The 16532-nt window shown below is 52.4% G+C and carries 16 protein-coding genes; 12 read left to right on the forward strand and 4 right to left on the reverse strand.

All coding sequences use genetic code 11. The features are described from left to right. Positions 1-125: 125 nt before the first annotated feature. From DPV68_RS09445 to DPV68_RS09455, 3 genes are all read right to left on the reverse strand, one after another. On the reverse strand, positions 126-692 hold the full coding sequence (locus DPV68_RS09445) for a GNAT family N-acetyltransferase (protein WP_114166532.1): 567 nt from the start codon (positions 690-692) through the stop codon (positions 126-128). Positions 693-893: 201 nt separating this feature from the next. Continuing rightward, positions 894-2045: an amidohydrolase gene (locus tag DPV68_RS09450; RefSeq protein WP_114166534.1), complete on the reverse strand. Its 1152-nt coding sequence runs from the start codon at positions 2043-2045 to the stop codon at positions 894-896. A 13-nt stretch (positions 2046-2058) separates the two neighbouring features. After that, positions 2059-2967 (reverse strand): TIGR01777 family oxidoreductase, encoded by a 909-nt coding sequence (locus tag DPV68_RS09455; protein WP_114166536.1) that lies wholly within the window; start codon positions 2965-2967, stop codon positions 2059-2061. A 156-nt stretch (positions 2968-3123) separates the two neighbouring features. Here DPV68_RS09455 and recX point away from each other — a divergent pair, with 156 nt between their 5' ends. The 12 genes from recX to DPV68_RS09515 all read left to right on the forward strand — a co-directional run bounded on the left by recX (position 3124) and on the right by DPV68_RS09515 (position 15990). Continuing rightward, a complete protein-coding gene (gene recX, locus DPV68_RS09460) occupies positions 3124-3936 on the forward strand; it encodes a recombination regulator RecX (protein WP_114166538.1) in 813 nt (270 codons plus the stop codon). 49 nt (positions 3937-3985) lie between these two features. Beyond that, the gene (locus DPV68_RS09465) at positions 3986-5623 is read left to right on the forward strand and encodes an L-lactate permease (protein ID WP_114166540.1); all 1638 of its coding nucleotides are present in this window, start codon (positions 3986-3988) and stop codon (positions 5621-5623) included. Positions 5624-5939: 316 nt separating this feature from the next. After that, complete coding sequence (locus tag DPV68_RS09470; RefSeq protein WP_114166542.1) at positions 5940-7664, forward strand: ABC transporter ATP-binding protein; 1725 nt, start codon at positions 5940-5942, stop codon at positions 7662-7664. A 22-nt stretch (positions 7665-7686) separates the two neighbouring features. Next, complete coding sequence (locus DPV68_RS09475; protein WP_114166544.1) at positions 7687-9732, forward strand: ABC transporter ATP-binding protein; 2046 nt, start codon at positions 7687-7689, stop codon at positions 9730-9732. Between the two features lie 9 nt (positions 9733-9741). Further along, a complete protein-coding gene (locus tag DPV68_RS09480; RefSeq protein WP_114166546.1) occupies positions 9742-10845 on the forward strand; it encodes an RtcB family protein in 1104 nt (367 codons plus the stop codon). A gap of 70 nt (positions 10846-10915) precedes the next feature. Then, positions 10916-11230: a YfhH family protein gene (locus tag DPV68_RS09485; RefSeq protein ID WP_114166548.1), complete on the forward strand. Its 315-nt coding sequence runs from the start codon at positions 10916-10918 to the stop codon at positions 11228-11230. Continuing rightward, positions 11227-11496 (forward strand): YfhJ family protein, encoded by a 270-nt coding sequence (locus DPV68_RS09490; protein WP_114166550.1) that lies wholly within the window; start codon positions 11227-11229, stop codon positions 11494-11496. Before DPV68_RS09485 ends, DPV68_RS09490 begins: the two co-directional genes overlap by 4 nt. Positions 11497-11658: 162 nt before the next feature. Further along, complete coding sequence (locus tag DPV68_RS09495) at positions 11659-12198, forward strand: helix-turn-helix domain-containing protein (protein ID WP_114166552.1); 540 nt, start codon at positions 11659-11661, stop codon at positions 12196-12198. A 13-nt stretch (positions 12199-12211) separates the two neighbouring features. Continuing rightward, positions 12212-13318, forward strand: coding sequence for an ABC transporter ATP-binding protein (locus tag DPV68_RS09500; protein ID WP_114166554.1), 1107 nt, complete (start codon positions 12212-12214; stop codon positions 13316-13318). Beyond that, the gene (locus DPV68_RS09505; RefSeq protein WP_034780994.1) at positions 13305-14126 is read left to right on the forward strand and encodes an ABC transporter permease; all 822 of its coding nucleotides are present in this window, start codon (positions 13305-13307) and stop codon (positions 14124-14126) included. The genes DPV68_RS09500 and DPV68_RS09505 overlap by 14 nt, the downstream gene beginning before the upstream one ends. Further along, on the forward strand, positions 14123-14923 hold the full coding sequence (locus tag DPV68_RS09510) for an ABC transporter permease (RefSeq protein ID WP_114166556.1): 801 nt from the start codon (positions 14123-14125) through the stop codon (positions 14921-14923). The genes DPV68_RS09505 and DPV68_RS09510 overlap by 4 nt, the downstream gene beginning before the upstream one ends. Beyond that, a complete protein-coding gene (locus DPV68_RS09515) occupies positions 14920-15990 on the forward strand; it encodes an ABC transporter substrate-binding protein (RefSeq protein WP_114166558.1) in 1071 nt (356 codons plus the stop codon). Before DPV68_RS09510 ends, DPV68_RS09515 begins: the two co-directional genes overlap by 4 nt. A gap of 54 nt (positions 15991-16044) precedes the next feature. On the opposite strand, the gene DPV68_RS09520 is transcribed toward DPV68_RS09515, so the two are convergent. Next, positions 16045-16326, reverse strand: coding sequence for a hypothetical protein (locus DPV68_RS09520; protein WP_114166560.1), 282 nt, complete (start codon positions 16324-16326; stop codon positions 16045-16047). Positions 16327-16532: the final 206 nt, after the last annotated feature.

A 16532-nucleotide genomic window follows, 5' to 3' on the forward strand; every position in this document is an offset into this window, starting at 1 on the left:
TTCCCTCATACCTCTATCATACCTATCTCTTTGAATTAGAACAGAAATATTCATTGTCGTAAAGTTGTCCTCATGAAATCCACACAAAAACGCCACAAAAAAGCCAATTCTTTGTCAGAATTGGCTTACGCTTCGAGCTGGGCTTCGTACGTGTGTTCGAATTCAGGTGCATGGAGTGAGTGCAAGTAAAGCTGGAAACTCGATTTCGACACTTCATATAAGACGTATTCGACGTCTCCTTGATTGATGGCACTCAATAACTCAGACCGGATTTCATTGGCGCAGAAGGCGTATGGCAACTTCTCCGCCGCCGCAATCGAACGCTCATTCGATTGACGAATTTTCAAAAATACACTTTCAATACCAAGTTCGAAGAAAAGTTCTGAGAAGAACGCTTCTTTCGCGACTTGATTGTAACCTTTGCCGTGATACGGTTTGCCAAGCCACGTCCCGAGGAATCCATAGCCGGATTCCACATCGAACAAGCTGATTGTCCCAATCGGGGTACCAAACTCGTTCGTGATGGTGCGTGAGATGATGTTTCCTTGCTCTTCTAGCTCGATGATTTGCTTCGTGCTAAATAAAAACTCGTCAAAGTGGACCGTCTTTTGACGGACATATGGAAAGACATCTGGGTGTTGCATCAGTTCGAACAACTCCGCGCAGTCGGTAAGCTCACGAAATTTGAGCACCTAAACATTCCTCCTCCTCATTCAGACCGCTGAAGAATAGTTGTAACGAAAGCATACTTCTGGCTTCGTTGTTCGAACTTGCCTTGGCTGCTCCCTTTTATGAAGTTACAAGATTATTTTATATAGTTTTTTTAAAAAAGCAAGTAAATAAAATGCAACTTCATAAAAAAATAATAAGAGCGCTTTCAAGGCTGGTGCCACTCACATCTCGTGATGTGTTTTCGAGCGGCTCGTCGAGTAAACGATGTGACCATTGACGATCGTCATAATCGGCTTAGACATGTAATCGAGCGGGAAGTGGCTCCATAGGACAAGGTCGGCATCTTTGCCGATTTCGAGCGAGCCGATGCGGTCGTCCACCCCAAGTGATTCGGCCGGATGGATCGTGATGGCACGGAGCGCGACGTCGACCGGGAGTCCTTCGCGGGCAGCAAGTCCAGCGCATAGGTTCAAATATTGAACGGGCGTATAAGGATGGTCCGTCGTGATCGAGACGATCATATCGTGCTCGTGTAAAATGCGGTACGTCTCCCACGTCTTGTTCTGGAGTTCGATTTTCGATTTCCGGGTGAACGTCGGTCCGACGGTGACGTGTTTGACACCGAGTTCGCGCAACTTTTCGGCGACGAGATGTCCTTCCGTACAGTGCTCGATCCGATAATCGAGGTCGAACTCTTGTGCGAAGCGGACGACCGATAAAATATCGTCGGCGCGGTGGGCGTGGACGCGAATCGGCATCTTGCGATCGAGGGCGAGTTGAATCATCTGGCTGCCGAACGTGCCGATCGTCTTCGTCGAGTCGACGGTCCGGAACGCTTCACGCAACAACCCCATGATTCCCATGCGGGTCAACTCGCCGGATTTACCCATGCTGTGGACGCGCTTCGGATTCTCTCCGAGCGCGAGCTTGAGGCCGGCATAGCGCCGGAGCACCATATCCTCGATAAAACGGCCGTGCGTTTTGATCACGCTCGTCACGCCGCCGATGACGTTCATACTGCCGGGCATGACTTGAACGGCCGTCACCCCGGCCATGAGCGCTTCTTGAAATCCTTCGTCGAGCGGATAGACGCCGTCGATGGCCCGGGCGTGCGGCGTCATCGCCTCGACGGTCTCGTTCGCATCGTTTCCGACAGATCCTGTCCCTTCGTCATACAGTCCGAGGTGAGTGTGGGCGTCGATAAATCCAGGGAACAAGAAGTTACCTTCGGCCTCGATGACCGTCTCTCCGTCGTGCGGGTCCAATAAGTCCGCCATTTCAATGATTTTGCCGTCCTTGACGCGCAAATCCCCGTAAAAATGTGGTGCCGTGATCGGGTAAATATGGGCGTTACGAATTAACAGATTACTCACGTGCTGGCTCCTTTCAAGTCAAATGCAGTAGTTGTTTTAGGGCAGGTTCTAACGTTTCATAGCGGAACCGGAAACCGTGATTGAGTGCTTTCGTCGGCACGACTTTCGCTCCTTCGAGGACGATGACGCTCTTCTCTCCGAGCGCGAGCTTGAGGAGCGGCGCCGGAGCGGGTGCCCAGTGGGGACGATGCATGATCCGGCCGAGCGTTTTCCCGAACTCGTTCATCGTCACGGGCTTCGGTGCCGTGCCATTGACGGGTCCCTTAATCGTACTCGTCTCGAGGATATGGACGAACAAACGGACGAGGTCGTCCAAATGAATCCACGGCACCCATTGTTTGCCGGAGCCGAGTCGTCCGCCGACACCGAGCGTGTAAGGCAGCTTCATGAGTGGGAAGGCGCCGCCGTCATTCGATAAGACGACACCGGTCCGCATCGTGACGAGACGGATGCCCATGTCTTGAATGGGTTTCGCCTCTTTCTCCCATAACACGCAGACGTTGCCTAAAAAATTGGTCCGGTCGGGGAGGGGGGTCGCCTCCGAATACGTGATGGATTGATCCTCCCCATAGATGCCGATGGCGGACCCGCTGATGACGACACTCGGCTTGTGTTTCATATTTTTTATGATCCGAACGACTTCTTTCGTCCCGTCGATCCGGCTTTGAAGAATGGCTTGTTTCTGTTTATGTGTCCAACGTCCATCGTTGATGGAAGCACCGGCCAAATGAATGAAGGCGTCGACGTCTTGCAACTCGGACTCAGGATGACTGCCTGGTGTCATCCATTCGACGAACGAGATCCCTCCTTGCCGCGGGCGCGGGCGGCGTGTCAATACGACGACTTGATGTCCGGCTTCGGCGAGCGCGCGGACGAGTGGGCGACCGATTAGTCCGGTTCCGCCGGTTATTGCTATTTTCATAAGTCTCCCTCCAGTATATTGAAGCGATTTCAAAACGGGTATGAGTTTCATAAGAAAGCGGACCGTTCGTAGGTAAATACCCTTTCTTCTAACTTATCAAAAATCCTGCGCGAATGGGGAACGTGATATGTTAGAAGCAGGAAATGGAGGGATTTCGTGAAAATCGCCAAGTTTACGACCCAGAAGAAAAATAAAGACCGGCTCAACGTATACGTCGAGAAGGATGGGCGTGAGGAATTTGCGTTCGCCATCGACCTCGACGTCTTCATCAAATATGGATTGACGAAAGGGATGGAGCTCGAAGACGACTTCGTACGTGATGTCCTTCAAGCCGAAGAAGAACAAAAAGCATATAAAGCGGCCGTCAATTATTTGTCGTACCGAATGCGTGCCGTTTCAGAGGTACGCGACTACCTTTTGAAGAAAGAGATAGATGAGGCGGCCATCAAGCGCGTCATCGAACGATTGATCGAACAGCGTTACTTGAACGATGCTGAATTTGCCAAAGCCTACACTCAGACAAAGTTCAATACGAGTCCGAGCGGACCGGTCAAAATCAAACGAGAACTTACCCAGCTTCGAATTGCCCCTGACATCATCGAAGACGTCATCGGTGCAATTTCGCGCGAAGACCAGCTTGAAAAGGCCGGAAAGTTCGTAAATAGGAAACAAATGGAAACAAATCGACGTTCTGCCACAGAAGTGCAACAAAGAATTCAACAAACCCTAATGCAAAGAGGATTTACGTTTGATATCATTTCAGAGGCGATTCTCACGTTTTGGGAGAACGAGGATGAGGACGTTGAACTTTCGGCTTGTTTGACACAGGCGGAAAAACTGAATCGGAAGTTCAGTGGGTATGCCCCATATGAGCGGAAACAGCGGATGAAGATGCAGCTTCGGCGCAAAGGTTTTCCATATGAGGTGATTGAGCGGGCTTTAGATCGACTCGCTGAACAAGAGTCATAACGGAAAAATGATTTACGGTAGGGGAAAATTTTGAAAAGGTGGGTCTACATTGACGATTTTTGAATGGATTACAGCACTCATGCCGATTGTGGCAGTGCTCGTATTATTGGTCATTATGCGTTTACCGGCGTCGGTCGCGATGCCGCTCTCGCTCGTATTGACGGCAGGACTTGCGTTCTTCGTCTGGCAGCTCGATGCGACACGAATTATGGCGGCGACGCTACAAGGACTCGTGATTGCCGTCACGACGGTCTGGATTGTGTACGGTGCGATCGGAATGATGAATACGATGAAAGAGGGCGGCGGAATGAACGCCATCCGCTCTGGATTCGTCAACATCACACCGGATCCCCGGATTCAAGTGCTCATCGTCGGCTGGTTGTTCGTCTCCTTCATCGAAGGTGCTTCGGGCTTCGGGACACCAGCTACGGTTGCGGCGCCCCTGTTGATTGCCCTCGGCTTCCCGCCGATTGCAGCGGTCGTCATCGCTTTATCGGCCGACGTCTCGGCGGTCACGTTCGGTGCGGTCGGCACACCAGCTTTAATCGGAATTGGGAACGGGCTGTCGCTTGACGTCAATCAACCGGAAACGATCGAATTTTTGACAAGCGTCGTCTTACAGACGGTGTTGATTGATATGTTCGTCGGTTTGTTGATTCCGTTTATCTTGATTTTGATGCTGACCCGATTCTTCAGTAAAGAGAAGTCAATCAAGCCGGCGCTCGAGGTGTTCCCGATTGCCATTATCGCGGCACTCGTTTACAGTATCCCGGCCTACATTTGGACACTCATCCTCGGATTTGAATTCGGGGGCATGCTCGGCGGGTTGACGGGTCTCGTCATCCTCGTCACAATGGCACGCAAAGGGATCCTCATGCCAAAACGGGTGTGGACGTTCGACGGTTATGCCGATGAGATCGAGCAGCCGCTTGAGAAGCCGTCTGTCGGTAAAGGCAAACGTGAACTTCCGCAGTGGAAAGCGTGGGCGCCATATTTGATTTTGACGATTTTCCTCGTGTTGACACGGACCGTGCCATTCTTGAATGAATTGACACGTAGCGTCCGCATTGACTTGCCAAACATCATCGGGGTCGAAGGAATCTCGACGTCGTGGGAACCGTTCTATTCGCCAGGATTCATGTTCATCTTGACGATGATCGCGACGTTCTTCCTCCACAACATGAGCTGGTCACAAGTGACGTCGGTGTTCAAAGCGACGACGCTCGGTGTGGTCGGGACGGCCATCACGCTCGCTGCGTCAGTGCCGATGGTTCGAATTTTCATTCACTCAGAAAATGGTGGAGCAGGTCTGGCTTCGATGCCAGTCGAACTCGCCACGGCTGCAGCCGATACGTTCGGCGGCGTCTGGCCGCTCGTCGCACCGTGGATTGGGGCGCTCGGCGCCTTCGTTTCCGGGTCGGCCACATTCTCGAACATGATGTTCTCGAGTTTGACGACGAACGTCGCTGAATCCGTCGGCTTGAACGAGACGCTCGCGTTATCCATGCAGATGGCAGGGGCGAACGCCGGTAACATGATTTGTGTCTTGAACGTCGTCGCGGTCGCTTCGGTCGCGGGTCTTCTCGGAAAAGAAGGGACGATCATTCGTTACACGCTCATGCCGATGATTTATTACGTGACGGCGACAGGTCTTGTCGGTTTGATGCTCGCCACGTTCTTCTTGTAAAAAAGTTACAAATTATTTACGACAATAATATTGACAATTTTCTGAACAGTCTGCTAAGGTTTTAGTAGATTTTCAAACTATGAACAGAGAGGAGCCAGCATGATGAAGTACATCTCAACACTACAACGCACACACACAACATCATATGGCTACTCGTATTTGACTGCGTAATTTGGCAGCTGGATAGGGGTAGTGTCCTTTCCCTGACCATGCAAAAGACTGAAGACTCAGAAGCGTACTTCATCCGATTGGTTGCACAATCAGGTGACGTGCGCTTTTTTTGCGTGCGCGGAAAGGACGGAAGGGGGAATCAGTCATGAAACTGATTAAACAACTAGATTGGTTTATTAAAAGACAGAAGCGGACGTATATCGTCGCCATCATCCTGCTCATCATCACCGGCGTCGTCGATATGCTGCCGCCATGGATTATCGGGCAGGCGATCGATGCCATCCGCGAAGGGAGCTTGACGACGGAACGTCTCGTCATGATCGTCGGATCATTGCTCAGTATCATGGTTTTATCATACGTCCTTTCGTATGTATGGATCGCCCGTCTGTTTGGGACGGCGTTCCTGCTCGAGAAAAAATTGCGGGCCCGTTTCTTCGGCCACCTGCTCCGGCAGACACCGCGCTTCTATCAACAGCACCGCACCGGGGATTTGATGGCGCTCGCGACGAACGATTTGAAGGCGGTGGAACGGACGGCCGGGTTCGGCGTCATGACGCTCGTCGACTCGTTCAATATGACGCTCATCGCCCTCACAATCATGGGCGTGTTCATCGATTGGAAGTTGACGCTCGCCGCACTCTTGCCGATGCCGCTTCTCGCCTGGTCGATGAATAAGCTCGGACGCCAAATCCATGCTCGCTTCACAGCGGCGCAGGACGCGTTCGGCGTGATGAACGACCAAGTCGTCGAATCGATTTCAGGCCTTCGGGTCGTCCGCTCGTTCGTGCAAGAAGACGCAGATACGAAAAAGTTCGACACGATCACCGACGACGTGATGGCGAAAAACATGCACGTCGCGAAAATCGACGTCTTGTTCGAACCGGTCATTAAACTGCTCGTCGGCTTGAGCTATTTGATCGGTTTGTCGTTCGGAACGTATCTTGTGTTCACGAATGACATCACACTCGGACAGCTCGTCTCGTTCAACATCTATCTCGGGATGCTCATTTGGCCGATGTACGCGTTCGGCGAACTAATCAACGTCGTGCAACGGGGAACGGCGAGCCTTGAGCGCATCGAGGCGACGATGAACGAGACACCGGACGTCATCTCAACGGGGACGGTCGAAGTCGACGTCCCGGAGAAAATCACGTTTAAATCACTGTCATTCCAATATCCGGGATCGACCCGAGCCTCGCTTGAAGACATCGTCTTGCACGTGTCGCGCGGTGAGACGATCGGCATCGTCGGACCGACCGGGGCCGGGAAGACGACGCTGTTGCGTCAATTGCTCCGCGAGTATCCGATTGATGACTCATTACTCGTCAACGGAATCCCGATTCACGACATCAAACTCGATATCGTGCGCGGTTGGAGCGGTTACGTCTCGCAAGAACATCTACTGTTTTCGAAGACGGTCCGCGACAACATCTTGTTCGGTTCAAACGATGCGACCGAACAAGACCTCGAGACGGCGATCCGGCTCGCGGCGTTCGATACCGATATCGAGCATTTGGAGAACGGTCTCGACACGGTCGTCGGGGAACAAGGGGTTATGCTCTCGGGCGGGCAGAAACAACGGCTGTCCATCGCCCGCGCGCTCTTGAAAGATCCAGAGATCCTCTTGCTCGACGATTCACTTTCAGCGGTCGATGCCAAGACGGAAGCGCGCATTATCGACTCAGTCCGGACGAGCCGGGCCGAACAGACGACGTTCATCGTCGCACATCGCCTGTCCGCTGTCGCCCATGCCGACCAGATTCTTGTGCTGCAAGACGGTCGCGTCACAGAACGGGGGACACATGACCAACTGATGGAACGACGCGGTTGGTATTACGAACAATACGTTCGACAAGGAGAGTCGGAGTAATCCGGGAAAGGGGGAATCTCTCATGATCGATCAATACGAATTAGATCCAGTCCGCAGGAAAAAAACGATCCGTTCACTCGTCGGCTATGCCAAACAAGTGAGACGCTCGATTTTCCTCGGTTTGACCTTACTATTTTTAGCGGTCGGGGCCGAACTAGCCGGACCGTATATCGCCAAAATTATCATTGACGACCATATCGTCGCCATCGAGCGCGATTGGGTTCAAGTCGAGTCAGGCGGGAGTGTCGATTTTGACGGCAACTCCTATGAAAAAGAGACACGTCTCGACGGGGAGACCGTCGTCCGTCCCGTCTCAATCGTTCAGACGACGGACGGCTACTATCTCGTCCCAGACGCTGTCATGAGTGGTGGAGTACGTGAAGTCGAAGACGGCGTCCTCACCATCACACGGAGCGAGGAATCAGCGACGTACGACAATATCGTGCCGCTCTCCTCGACCGACGTCTTCCAGTTTTATGAGACGGATCTTCGGGCCGTGCTTATGTTATCTGCCTTGTACGTCGTCTTACTTCTTATCGCGGCAGGTTTGAACTGGGGGCAACAGATGCTCCTCCAACGATCGGCCCATAAGATTGTCAAAACGATGCGACTCGACGTCATGCGACATTTGCAGACGATTCCGGTCCGCTACTTTGACCAGACACCGATCGGGAAAATCGTCAGCCGCGTCACGAATGACACTGAGACGATTCGCGACCTATATTTGGGCGTGCTCGCACGCGTCTTCCAAAGCGTCGTCATGATGATTGGTGTCCTGATCGCCATGTTCTTCTTGGACGTGCGCCTCGGTCTCGTCTCGCTCATCATCATCCCGGTCGTTATCGTCTGGATTAAGCTGTTCCAACGCCTGTCGACCCGAAACAACTTCCGTGTCCGTGCCCTCGTCGCCGATATGAACGCCCAATTGAATGAGAGCATCCAGACGATGCCGATCATTCAGTCGTACGTCAAAGAAGATCTCGTCTATGACGAGTTCAACGAGAAAAACAGCGACAACTTCCAAACGAGACGGAAACTGCTCAAACTGGATGCGCTCATGTCGCACAACTTGGTCAACTTCTTCCGCAACATGGCGCTCGCCTTACTCATCTGGGTCGTCGGTGCGCAGACGCTTGGAACGGGCAGCGTGCTCACGCTCGGGATTTTATACGCCTATATCGATTACGTGTCACGGATCTTTGAGCCGGTCACACAAATCATGAACCAACTGTCCCCGCTCCAACAAGCGCTCGTCTCGGCAGACCGGATGTTCCAGTTGCTCGACGAGAAAGGGGAAGACGTGTCCACGGAACGGATTGCACGCTTTAAAGGCGAGGTCGCCTTCGAGGACGTGTCGTTCAGCTATGAGGCCGGGAAACCGGTGCTGCAACACATCGATATCCATGCGGAACCGGGTGAGACGGTGGCGCTCGTCGGTCATACGGGGAGCGGCAAGAGTTCGATCATGAACCTGCTCATGCGTTTTTATGACCCGTCAGAAGGAACGCTCAACATTGATGGCATGGACGTGACGAAACTGCCGACGCAAGCCGTCCGCGCCCATCTCGGTATCGTGCTCCAAGACCCGTTCTTGTTCACGGGCTCGATTCGAACGAACGTGACGCTCGGTGACGAGACGATCTCGGACGAGCGGATTTGGCAAGCGTTGACGGCGGTCGGAGCCGATCGATTCGTCAAACAGTTGCCACACGGAATAGACGAGCCGGTCATCGAACGCGGCGCCTCGCTCTCAAGCGGAGAGCGCCAGTTGATCAGTTTCGCCCGTGCCCTCGTCTTCGACCCAGCCATCCTTGTCTTAGATGAGGCGACGGCAAGTGTCGATTCGGAGACAGAAGCGCTCATCCAAGACGCGCTCAAGATGCTCACATACGGGCGGACGACGTTCGTCATCGCGCACCGTCTCTCGACGATACGGGAAGCGGACCAAATCCTCGTCCTCGATCACGGTCACATCATCGAGCGAGGCAACCATCAATCACTCATCGCTGATGGCGGGGTCTACGCCCGGATGCATGAGTTGCAAAGTAAACAACAAGCCATCAGTTGAGGAGGTCTTATGGAGATTATCGGAAAGCATAACCGGGCCAAAGTGTTCAATGAACGGATTGACGATACGACGCGGGCCCAAATCCAAACACTTGTCGATCAACCGTTCACGCGAGGCGCCTCGATTCGAATCATGCCGGACATGCATGCCGGCAAAGGATCGGTCGTCGGGACGACGATGACGATTCACGACAAGGTCGTGCCGAACCTCGTCGGCGTCGACCTTGGGTGTGGCATGCTCTGTACGGAAATCAAGGTAAAGCGCATCGACTTTCAACGGCTCGACGACGTCATCCGCCAATTTGTACCGAGCGGGATGAACATCCGGGATACAGCACACTCTTACGCGTCTGAGCTCCCGCTCGAGGATGTGCGGGCGCCGTATAAGCTCGACCGGGCCCTCCGCTCGGTCGGCACGCTCGGTTCGGGCAATCATTTCATCGAAGTGAACCGGGACGAAGCCGGACGCACGTTTCTCGTCATCCACTCCGGTTCACGCCACCTCGGGGTGCAAATCGCCGAGCATTATCAAGGACTGGCCGTCGAACAGATGCTCGAGAGAGAGGGCGAGGCACAGAAACGTTTTCAGGACCTCGCTTACGTCGAAGGGGAAGCGATGGCCGATTACATGCACGACGTGCGTATCGCACAGCAATATGCGGCCGCTAACCGTCTTGCCATGACCGATGTCATCATTGAAGCGATGAACTGGAACGTCGTCGATCAATTCGATACGGTCCACAACTACATCGACCACGACGCGATGATGCTTCGGAAAGGGGCCATTTCGGCGCGTGACGGCGAGCGGGTCATCATCCCGATGAACATGCGCGACGGCTCGCTCATCTGTACCGGCAAGGGCAACCCGGACTGGAATTTCTCGGGACCACATGGCGCCGGACGGGTCATGTCACGCTCGGCAGCGCGGAAACGGGTTGACTTCAAAGAGTTCAAACGATCAATGGAAGGGGTTTGGTCGAGCTCGGTCCTGCCGTCGACGATTGACGAATCACCGTTCGTCTATAAGTCGATGAAAGAGATTGTTCGCTATATCGAACCGGCCGTCACGATTGATCAAGTTATCAAACCACTTTATAACTTCAAGGCGAACTGAAAGGGCGAATTCAGTTTCGCCTTTTTCTTTTCCACGAAAAATCTGATACGCTACAAGAGAGGTGAGCGAAATGGAAAAACGATTGAGTGATTTATCAACATATGAACTCGAACAAGAGATTCGGGCGCTCCATGAACGGAAGCGGAAAGCCGAACAGATGGGCATGGTCAGTGAGATCGAGGTCGTCTTGCGACGGATCGCGATTGCTGAGAGCTACTTGGTCGACCCGAAATCGTTCAAGCCCGGGGCGACGTATATCGTCAACTATAATGACCGGCCGTTCCGATTGAAGTTTGTGAATGGTGTCATGGGTTGGGGGACGTTCGAAGGGGAGACGACCGAGCATGCAATCCCGCTCTCGGAGCTGTCGGAGGTGAAGGCATGAACCGGACCGAACAATATGAGCGCTTGGCACACATCTTGAAACAGAAGAATGATGTCTTGAGCGATCTCGAGGCGTTGACGTGGGTTGAAGTCCTCTGGGAGGATTTCGAGACGACGCTCGCCCGGGCTGGTGAACCGTATCCGGGGGAAGCGAAATCATTCCAGTACGTCATTCAACAGATTGATGCGTACGGACCGCAACTCCACTTGTTCCAAACGAAAAACGAGAAGTTCAAGCACTTGATGTCAAAGCGCGACATCCATTAAAAACACGCCGATGCGGCGTGTTTTTTTGCTTGCAAACTGCACACAATCCGTTATAATAAAGGTCGCTATTAGTTCGCTTTATAGTTAAGTATTTATAAACTTTCTTTAGTTGAAATCATCTTTCACTAAACCTGATTTATAGAAGGAAGGAGGGATTAAGACTTGGACGTCGGTCAAAAAATCAAGCGGCTCCGCGTCAAGAAAGGGTTGACGCAAGAAGAGTTGGCCGAGCGCACGGATTTGAGTAAAGGCTATATCTCTCAAATCGAGCGTGATTTGAGTTCACCTTCGCTCGAGACATTATTCGACTTGTTGGAAGTGCTCGGTTGCTCGCCGAAAGAGTTCTTCGATGAAGAGATGTTTCAAAAAGTGATCTATACCGAGGACGATCGGACCGTCTACGTCGACGAGGAGCGGAAATATCGGACTGAATGGCTCATCCCGGAATCGAACGAAAAAGAGATGGAACCGATTTTGCTGACATTCTTCAAACATGGGGAATTTAAGCGTTATGAACCTTCCCGTTCCGAGACGTTCGTCTACGTCCTGTCAGGGCGGGTAGCCCTGAAGCTCGGCCATCACGCGTACTTCGCTAAAGCCGGAGAAACGTTATATTATGTCGCCTCTGATTCGCATCAGCTCGTCAATGACTACGACGGCGAGAGTGAATGTTTGATTGTCGCGACCCATTCATATTTATAAGGGAGGAACTGAAATGAACCCAGAAACGATTATTCGCTTTGACAATGTGTCGAAGCGTTACGATGACACCGTCGTCTTAGAAAACATCAGCTTCGAGATTGAGAAAGGCAAGTTCTACACGTTGCTCGGGCCATCTGGATGTGGGAAGACGACGATTTTACGTTTGATCGCCGGTTTCACGGATGCGTCAGCAGGCGATATCGAGTTCAACGGGAAGCGCATCAACGACGTCCCAGCGAACAAACGTCAAGTGAACACCGTGTTCCAAGACTATGCGCTCTTCCCGCACTTGAACGTGTTCGAGAACGTCGCGTTCGGTCTGCGCATCAAAAAGATGAAAGAAGCGGACGTGAAGACGAAAGTCGAGCAAGCGCTCAAATTCGTCAACCTGGAAGGTTACGAGTCACGTGAAATCGATGAGATGTCAGGCGGACAACGCCAGCGTGTCGCCATCGCCCGTGCCATCGTCAACGAACCGGAAGTCATCTTGCTCGATGAACCGCTCTCAGCGCTCGATTTGAAACTCCGGACCGAGATGCAATATGAGCTTCGTGAATTGCAACAGCGTCTCGGCATCACGTTTATCTTTGTCACGCACGACCAAGAGGAAGCGCTCGCGATGTCGGATGAGATTTTCGTCATGAATAACGGGAAAATCGTCCAAAGCGGGACCCCGACCGATATTTACGATGAGCCGATCAACCGTTTCGTCGCCGATTTCATCGGTGAATCGAATATCGTTCCGGGCGTTATGCCAGAAGATAACATTGTCACGTTCGCCGGGAAGACGTTCGATTGTGTCGACCAAGGGTTTGACCGCAACGAGAAAGTCGAAGTCATCATCCGTCCGGAAGATTTAGAGATGACATCGGTCGAATCGGCGAAACTCATCGTCGACGTCGACTCGCAACTGTTCCGAGGCGTCCACTATGAGATTTGCTGCTATGACCAAGAAGGCAACGAATGGCTCGTCCATTCGACGAAAAAATCGGTCGTCGGTTCGAAAATCGGCCTCACATTTGATGACGAGGCGATTCACGTCATGCGCTTAGGAGAGACGGAGGAAGAGTTCGACCGTCGTCTCGAGTCCTATGAGGAGGTCGCTCATGAATCAAACTAGTCAAACCGCGAAGACGGTCTATTTGACGACCTACTGGTTATGGATCGCGCTGTTCGTCATCGCGCCGCTCCTGCTCGTCGTCTACTACTCGTTTTTTGATATCGAAGGGAACTTGAGTTTAGAAAACTATCAGATGTTCTTCACGTCGACGTATTTGACGATGACGTTGTCGTCCTTCTGGTATGCGTTCTTGATCACGTTCTTCTCACTCTTGATTGGGTATCCGACCGCCTATTTATTGACGAAGACGAAGCATAAGCAACTTTGGCTTTTGCTCATCATCTTGCCATCATGGATCAACTTATTGCTCAAAGCCTATGCGTTTCTCGGTATCTTCGGGACGTACGGCATCACGAACCAGTTTTTAGAGGCGATCGGTATCGGGACGCAACAGATCTTATTCACGGACTTCAGTTTCGTGTTCGTGTCAGTATACATTTTCATCCCGTTCATGATTTTACCGATTTATAACGCCATCGAGAAGCTCCCACCGTCGCTCGTCTATGCGTCGCGTGATCTCGGGGCCTCGAACTGGACGACGTTCCGCCGGGTCATCTTCCCGCTCACGCTCGACGGTGTGAAGTCAGGGATTCAAATCGTCTTCATCCCGGCGTTGTCGCTCTTCATGATCACTCGACTGATTGCCGGTAACCGTGTCATCACGCTCGGGACGGCGATCGAACAACAATTTCTCGTCACGCAAAACTGGGGCATGGGCTCGACGATTGCCGTGTTCTTAATTTTGGCGATGGTCCTCGTTATGGTCATCACACGTGACTGGGGCGCGAAAGGAGCGGTGCGTCGATGAAACCGAAAAAATTTAAATTAGCCAACCTGTATTTGATGGCGGTGTTCTTCATCCTCTACGCACCGATTCTCTATTTGATCGTCTACTCGTTCAACAGTGGCGGGACGATGAGCAATTTTGAAGGCTTCACGCTCGACTGGTACAAGTCACTCTTTACCGATACGCGCCTGCTCGTCATCGTCTTGAACACGATCGTCATCGCCTTGCTGTCGGCGACGATCTCGACCGTGCTCGGCGTCATCGGGGCGCTCGCTATCTATACGGCGCGACAACGCTTCACGAAGACGTCACTCTTATCACTCAACAACGTGTTGATTGTCAGCCCGGACGTCATCATCGGGGCGTCGTTCCTCATCTTGTTCACGATGCTCGGGATTCAGCTCGGCTTCTATTCGGTGCTATTGGCGCACATCGCCTTCTCGGTACCGATTGTCGTCATCTTGGTCTTGCCGAAGCTGCAAGAGATGAGCCCGACGCTCATCGATGCGTCGCGTGACCTTGGGGCAAGTACGTGGGACGTATTGACGAAAGTCATTTTGCCATATATCACACCGGGTATCTTTGCCGGGTTCTTCACGGCACTCACGTATTCGCTCGATGACTTTGCCGTCACGTTCTTCGTGACCGGCAACGGCTTTACGACACTCGCCGTCGAAGTTTACTCACGGGCCCGTCAAGGCATCTCGCTCGAGATTAACGCCTTGTCAGCCATCTTGTTCTTGTTCACACTTATCCTCGTCCTTGGGTATTACGTGCTCGCCCAACGCGGTGCGAAAGCGAAGGAGGTAAGACGATGAAAAAATTGGTCATCATGTTGACGGTACCGGTCCTCGTCAGTTTCGGCCTCTTGCTCTGGGTGTATCAAATCAATATGGCGCAAGGGTTTGGCGGCGATAACACGCTCGTCGTCTACAACTGGGGTGATTACATCGATGAAGATTTGATTGGAGAGTTCGAGGAAGAGACGGGCTTGAAGGTCATTTATCAGACATTCGACTCGAACGAGGCGATGCTCACGAAAATCGAGCAAGGCGGTACGGCGTTCGACATCGCCGTACCATCAGACTATGCCATCAGTAAAATGATTGAAGAAGACCTGCTCCTGCCGATCGACTATGACAAACTCGACAACTTTGATAACATCGACCCACGTTTTCTCGACAAGTCGTTCGACCCGGGCAACACGTACTCGGTCCCTTACTTCTGGGGGACGGTCGGCATCGTGTACAACCCTGAGCTCGTAGACGGCGAAATCACGTCGTGGAATGACCTATGGGACATGCCGCTCGAGAATGACATCTTGCTCGCAGACGGGACGCGTGAAGTGATGGGCTTCGGTCTCAACTCGCTCGGTTACTCGCTCAACACGACCGACAAAGACGAGTTGCTCGAGGCGGAGAAGAAGCTTGAGACACTTTGGCCGAACATTAAAGCAATCGTCGGCGATGAAATCAAGATGCTCATGGCCAATCGCGAAGCGGCCGCGGCCGTCGTCTGGTCAGGTGACGCCTCCGAGATCATGTATGAGAACGAAGAGTTGACGTATGTCATCCCGGAAGAAGGAACGAATCTCTGGTTCGACAACCTCGTCATTCCGAACACATCAAAAAACGTCGAAGGCGCGCACCAGTTCATCGACTTCATGCTCGACGCGGAAATCGCGGCCCGAAACACCGATTACGTCGGCTATTCGACGCCGAACGAAGCGGCACTTGAATTCTTGGATGAAGAAGTGACGTCAGACGAACGTTTTTATCCGTCGAAAGACGTGACGGATGAGCTCGAAGTGTATGAAAACTTAGGCAAGCGAATGAACGCCTACTACAATGAACTATACTTGCGCTTCAAAATGCAGAGTAAATGAAAGGAGTCCCGCTCACGGTGAGCGGGACTTTTTGTGTTGCCTGAGGCGGGAATATTAGCCGATGGGGGATTTTGTCTGTTGAATGGCATCGATGTGTGCTGCCTTGACTTCATCGCTAACGTGCATATAGGGACGAAGTTGTTCGTATAAGTTGATTCGTTCGGCCGCCGACAATCGAGACTCAACGGAGTCCGTCATTTGTTTGGCCCATGCTTTTCGATTCAACACCGGAACGCTCGACGACTCCACTCGTTTCAATGTGGAACGGTCACTGAAGACGATCCACGATTGCAAACAACTGCGGTCGAGACCGAGCAGTTGTTCGATCGCCCGCATATGGAGCTCGTTTTGTTTAACTAAACTTGGCGAGAATTCTCCCACCTCTAAGCGTCTCGGGCGAAGCCCGGCGTAGGTGGGAGATGAATCGCCTGCTTGCGAACCCTTTGAATGTCCCTGTGACAAATACAACGAACAAAAGTTCGTGATTCCGTCAGAATTCCTCGCCCCCTCCGCGGGTATCGGAATGGGACGAGAGTCATCCG

Source organism: Exiguobacterium sp. TNDT2, from assembly GCF_003331145.1.
Classification (GTDB): domain Bacteria; phylum Bacillota; class Bacilli; order Exiguobacteriales; family Exiguobacteriaceae; genus Exiguobacterium.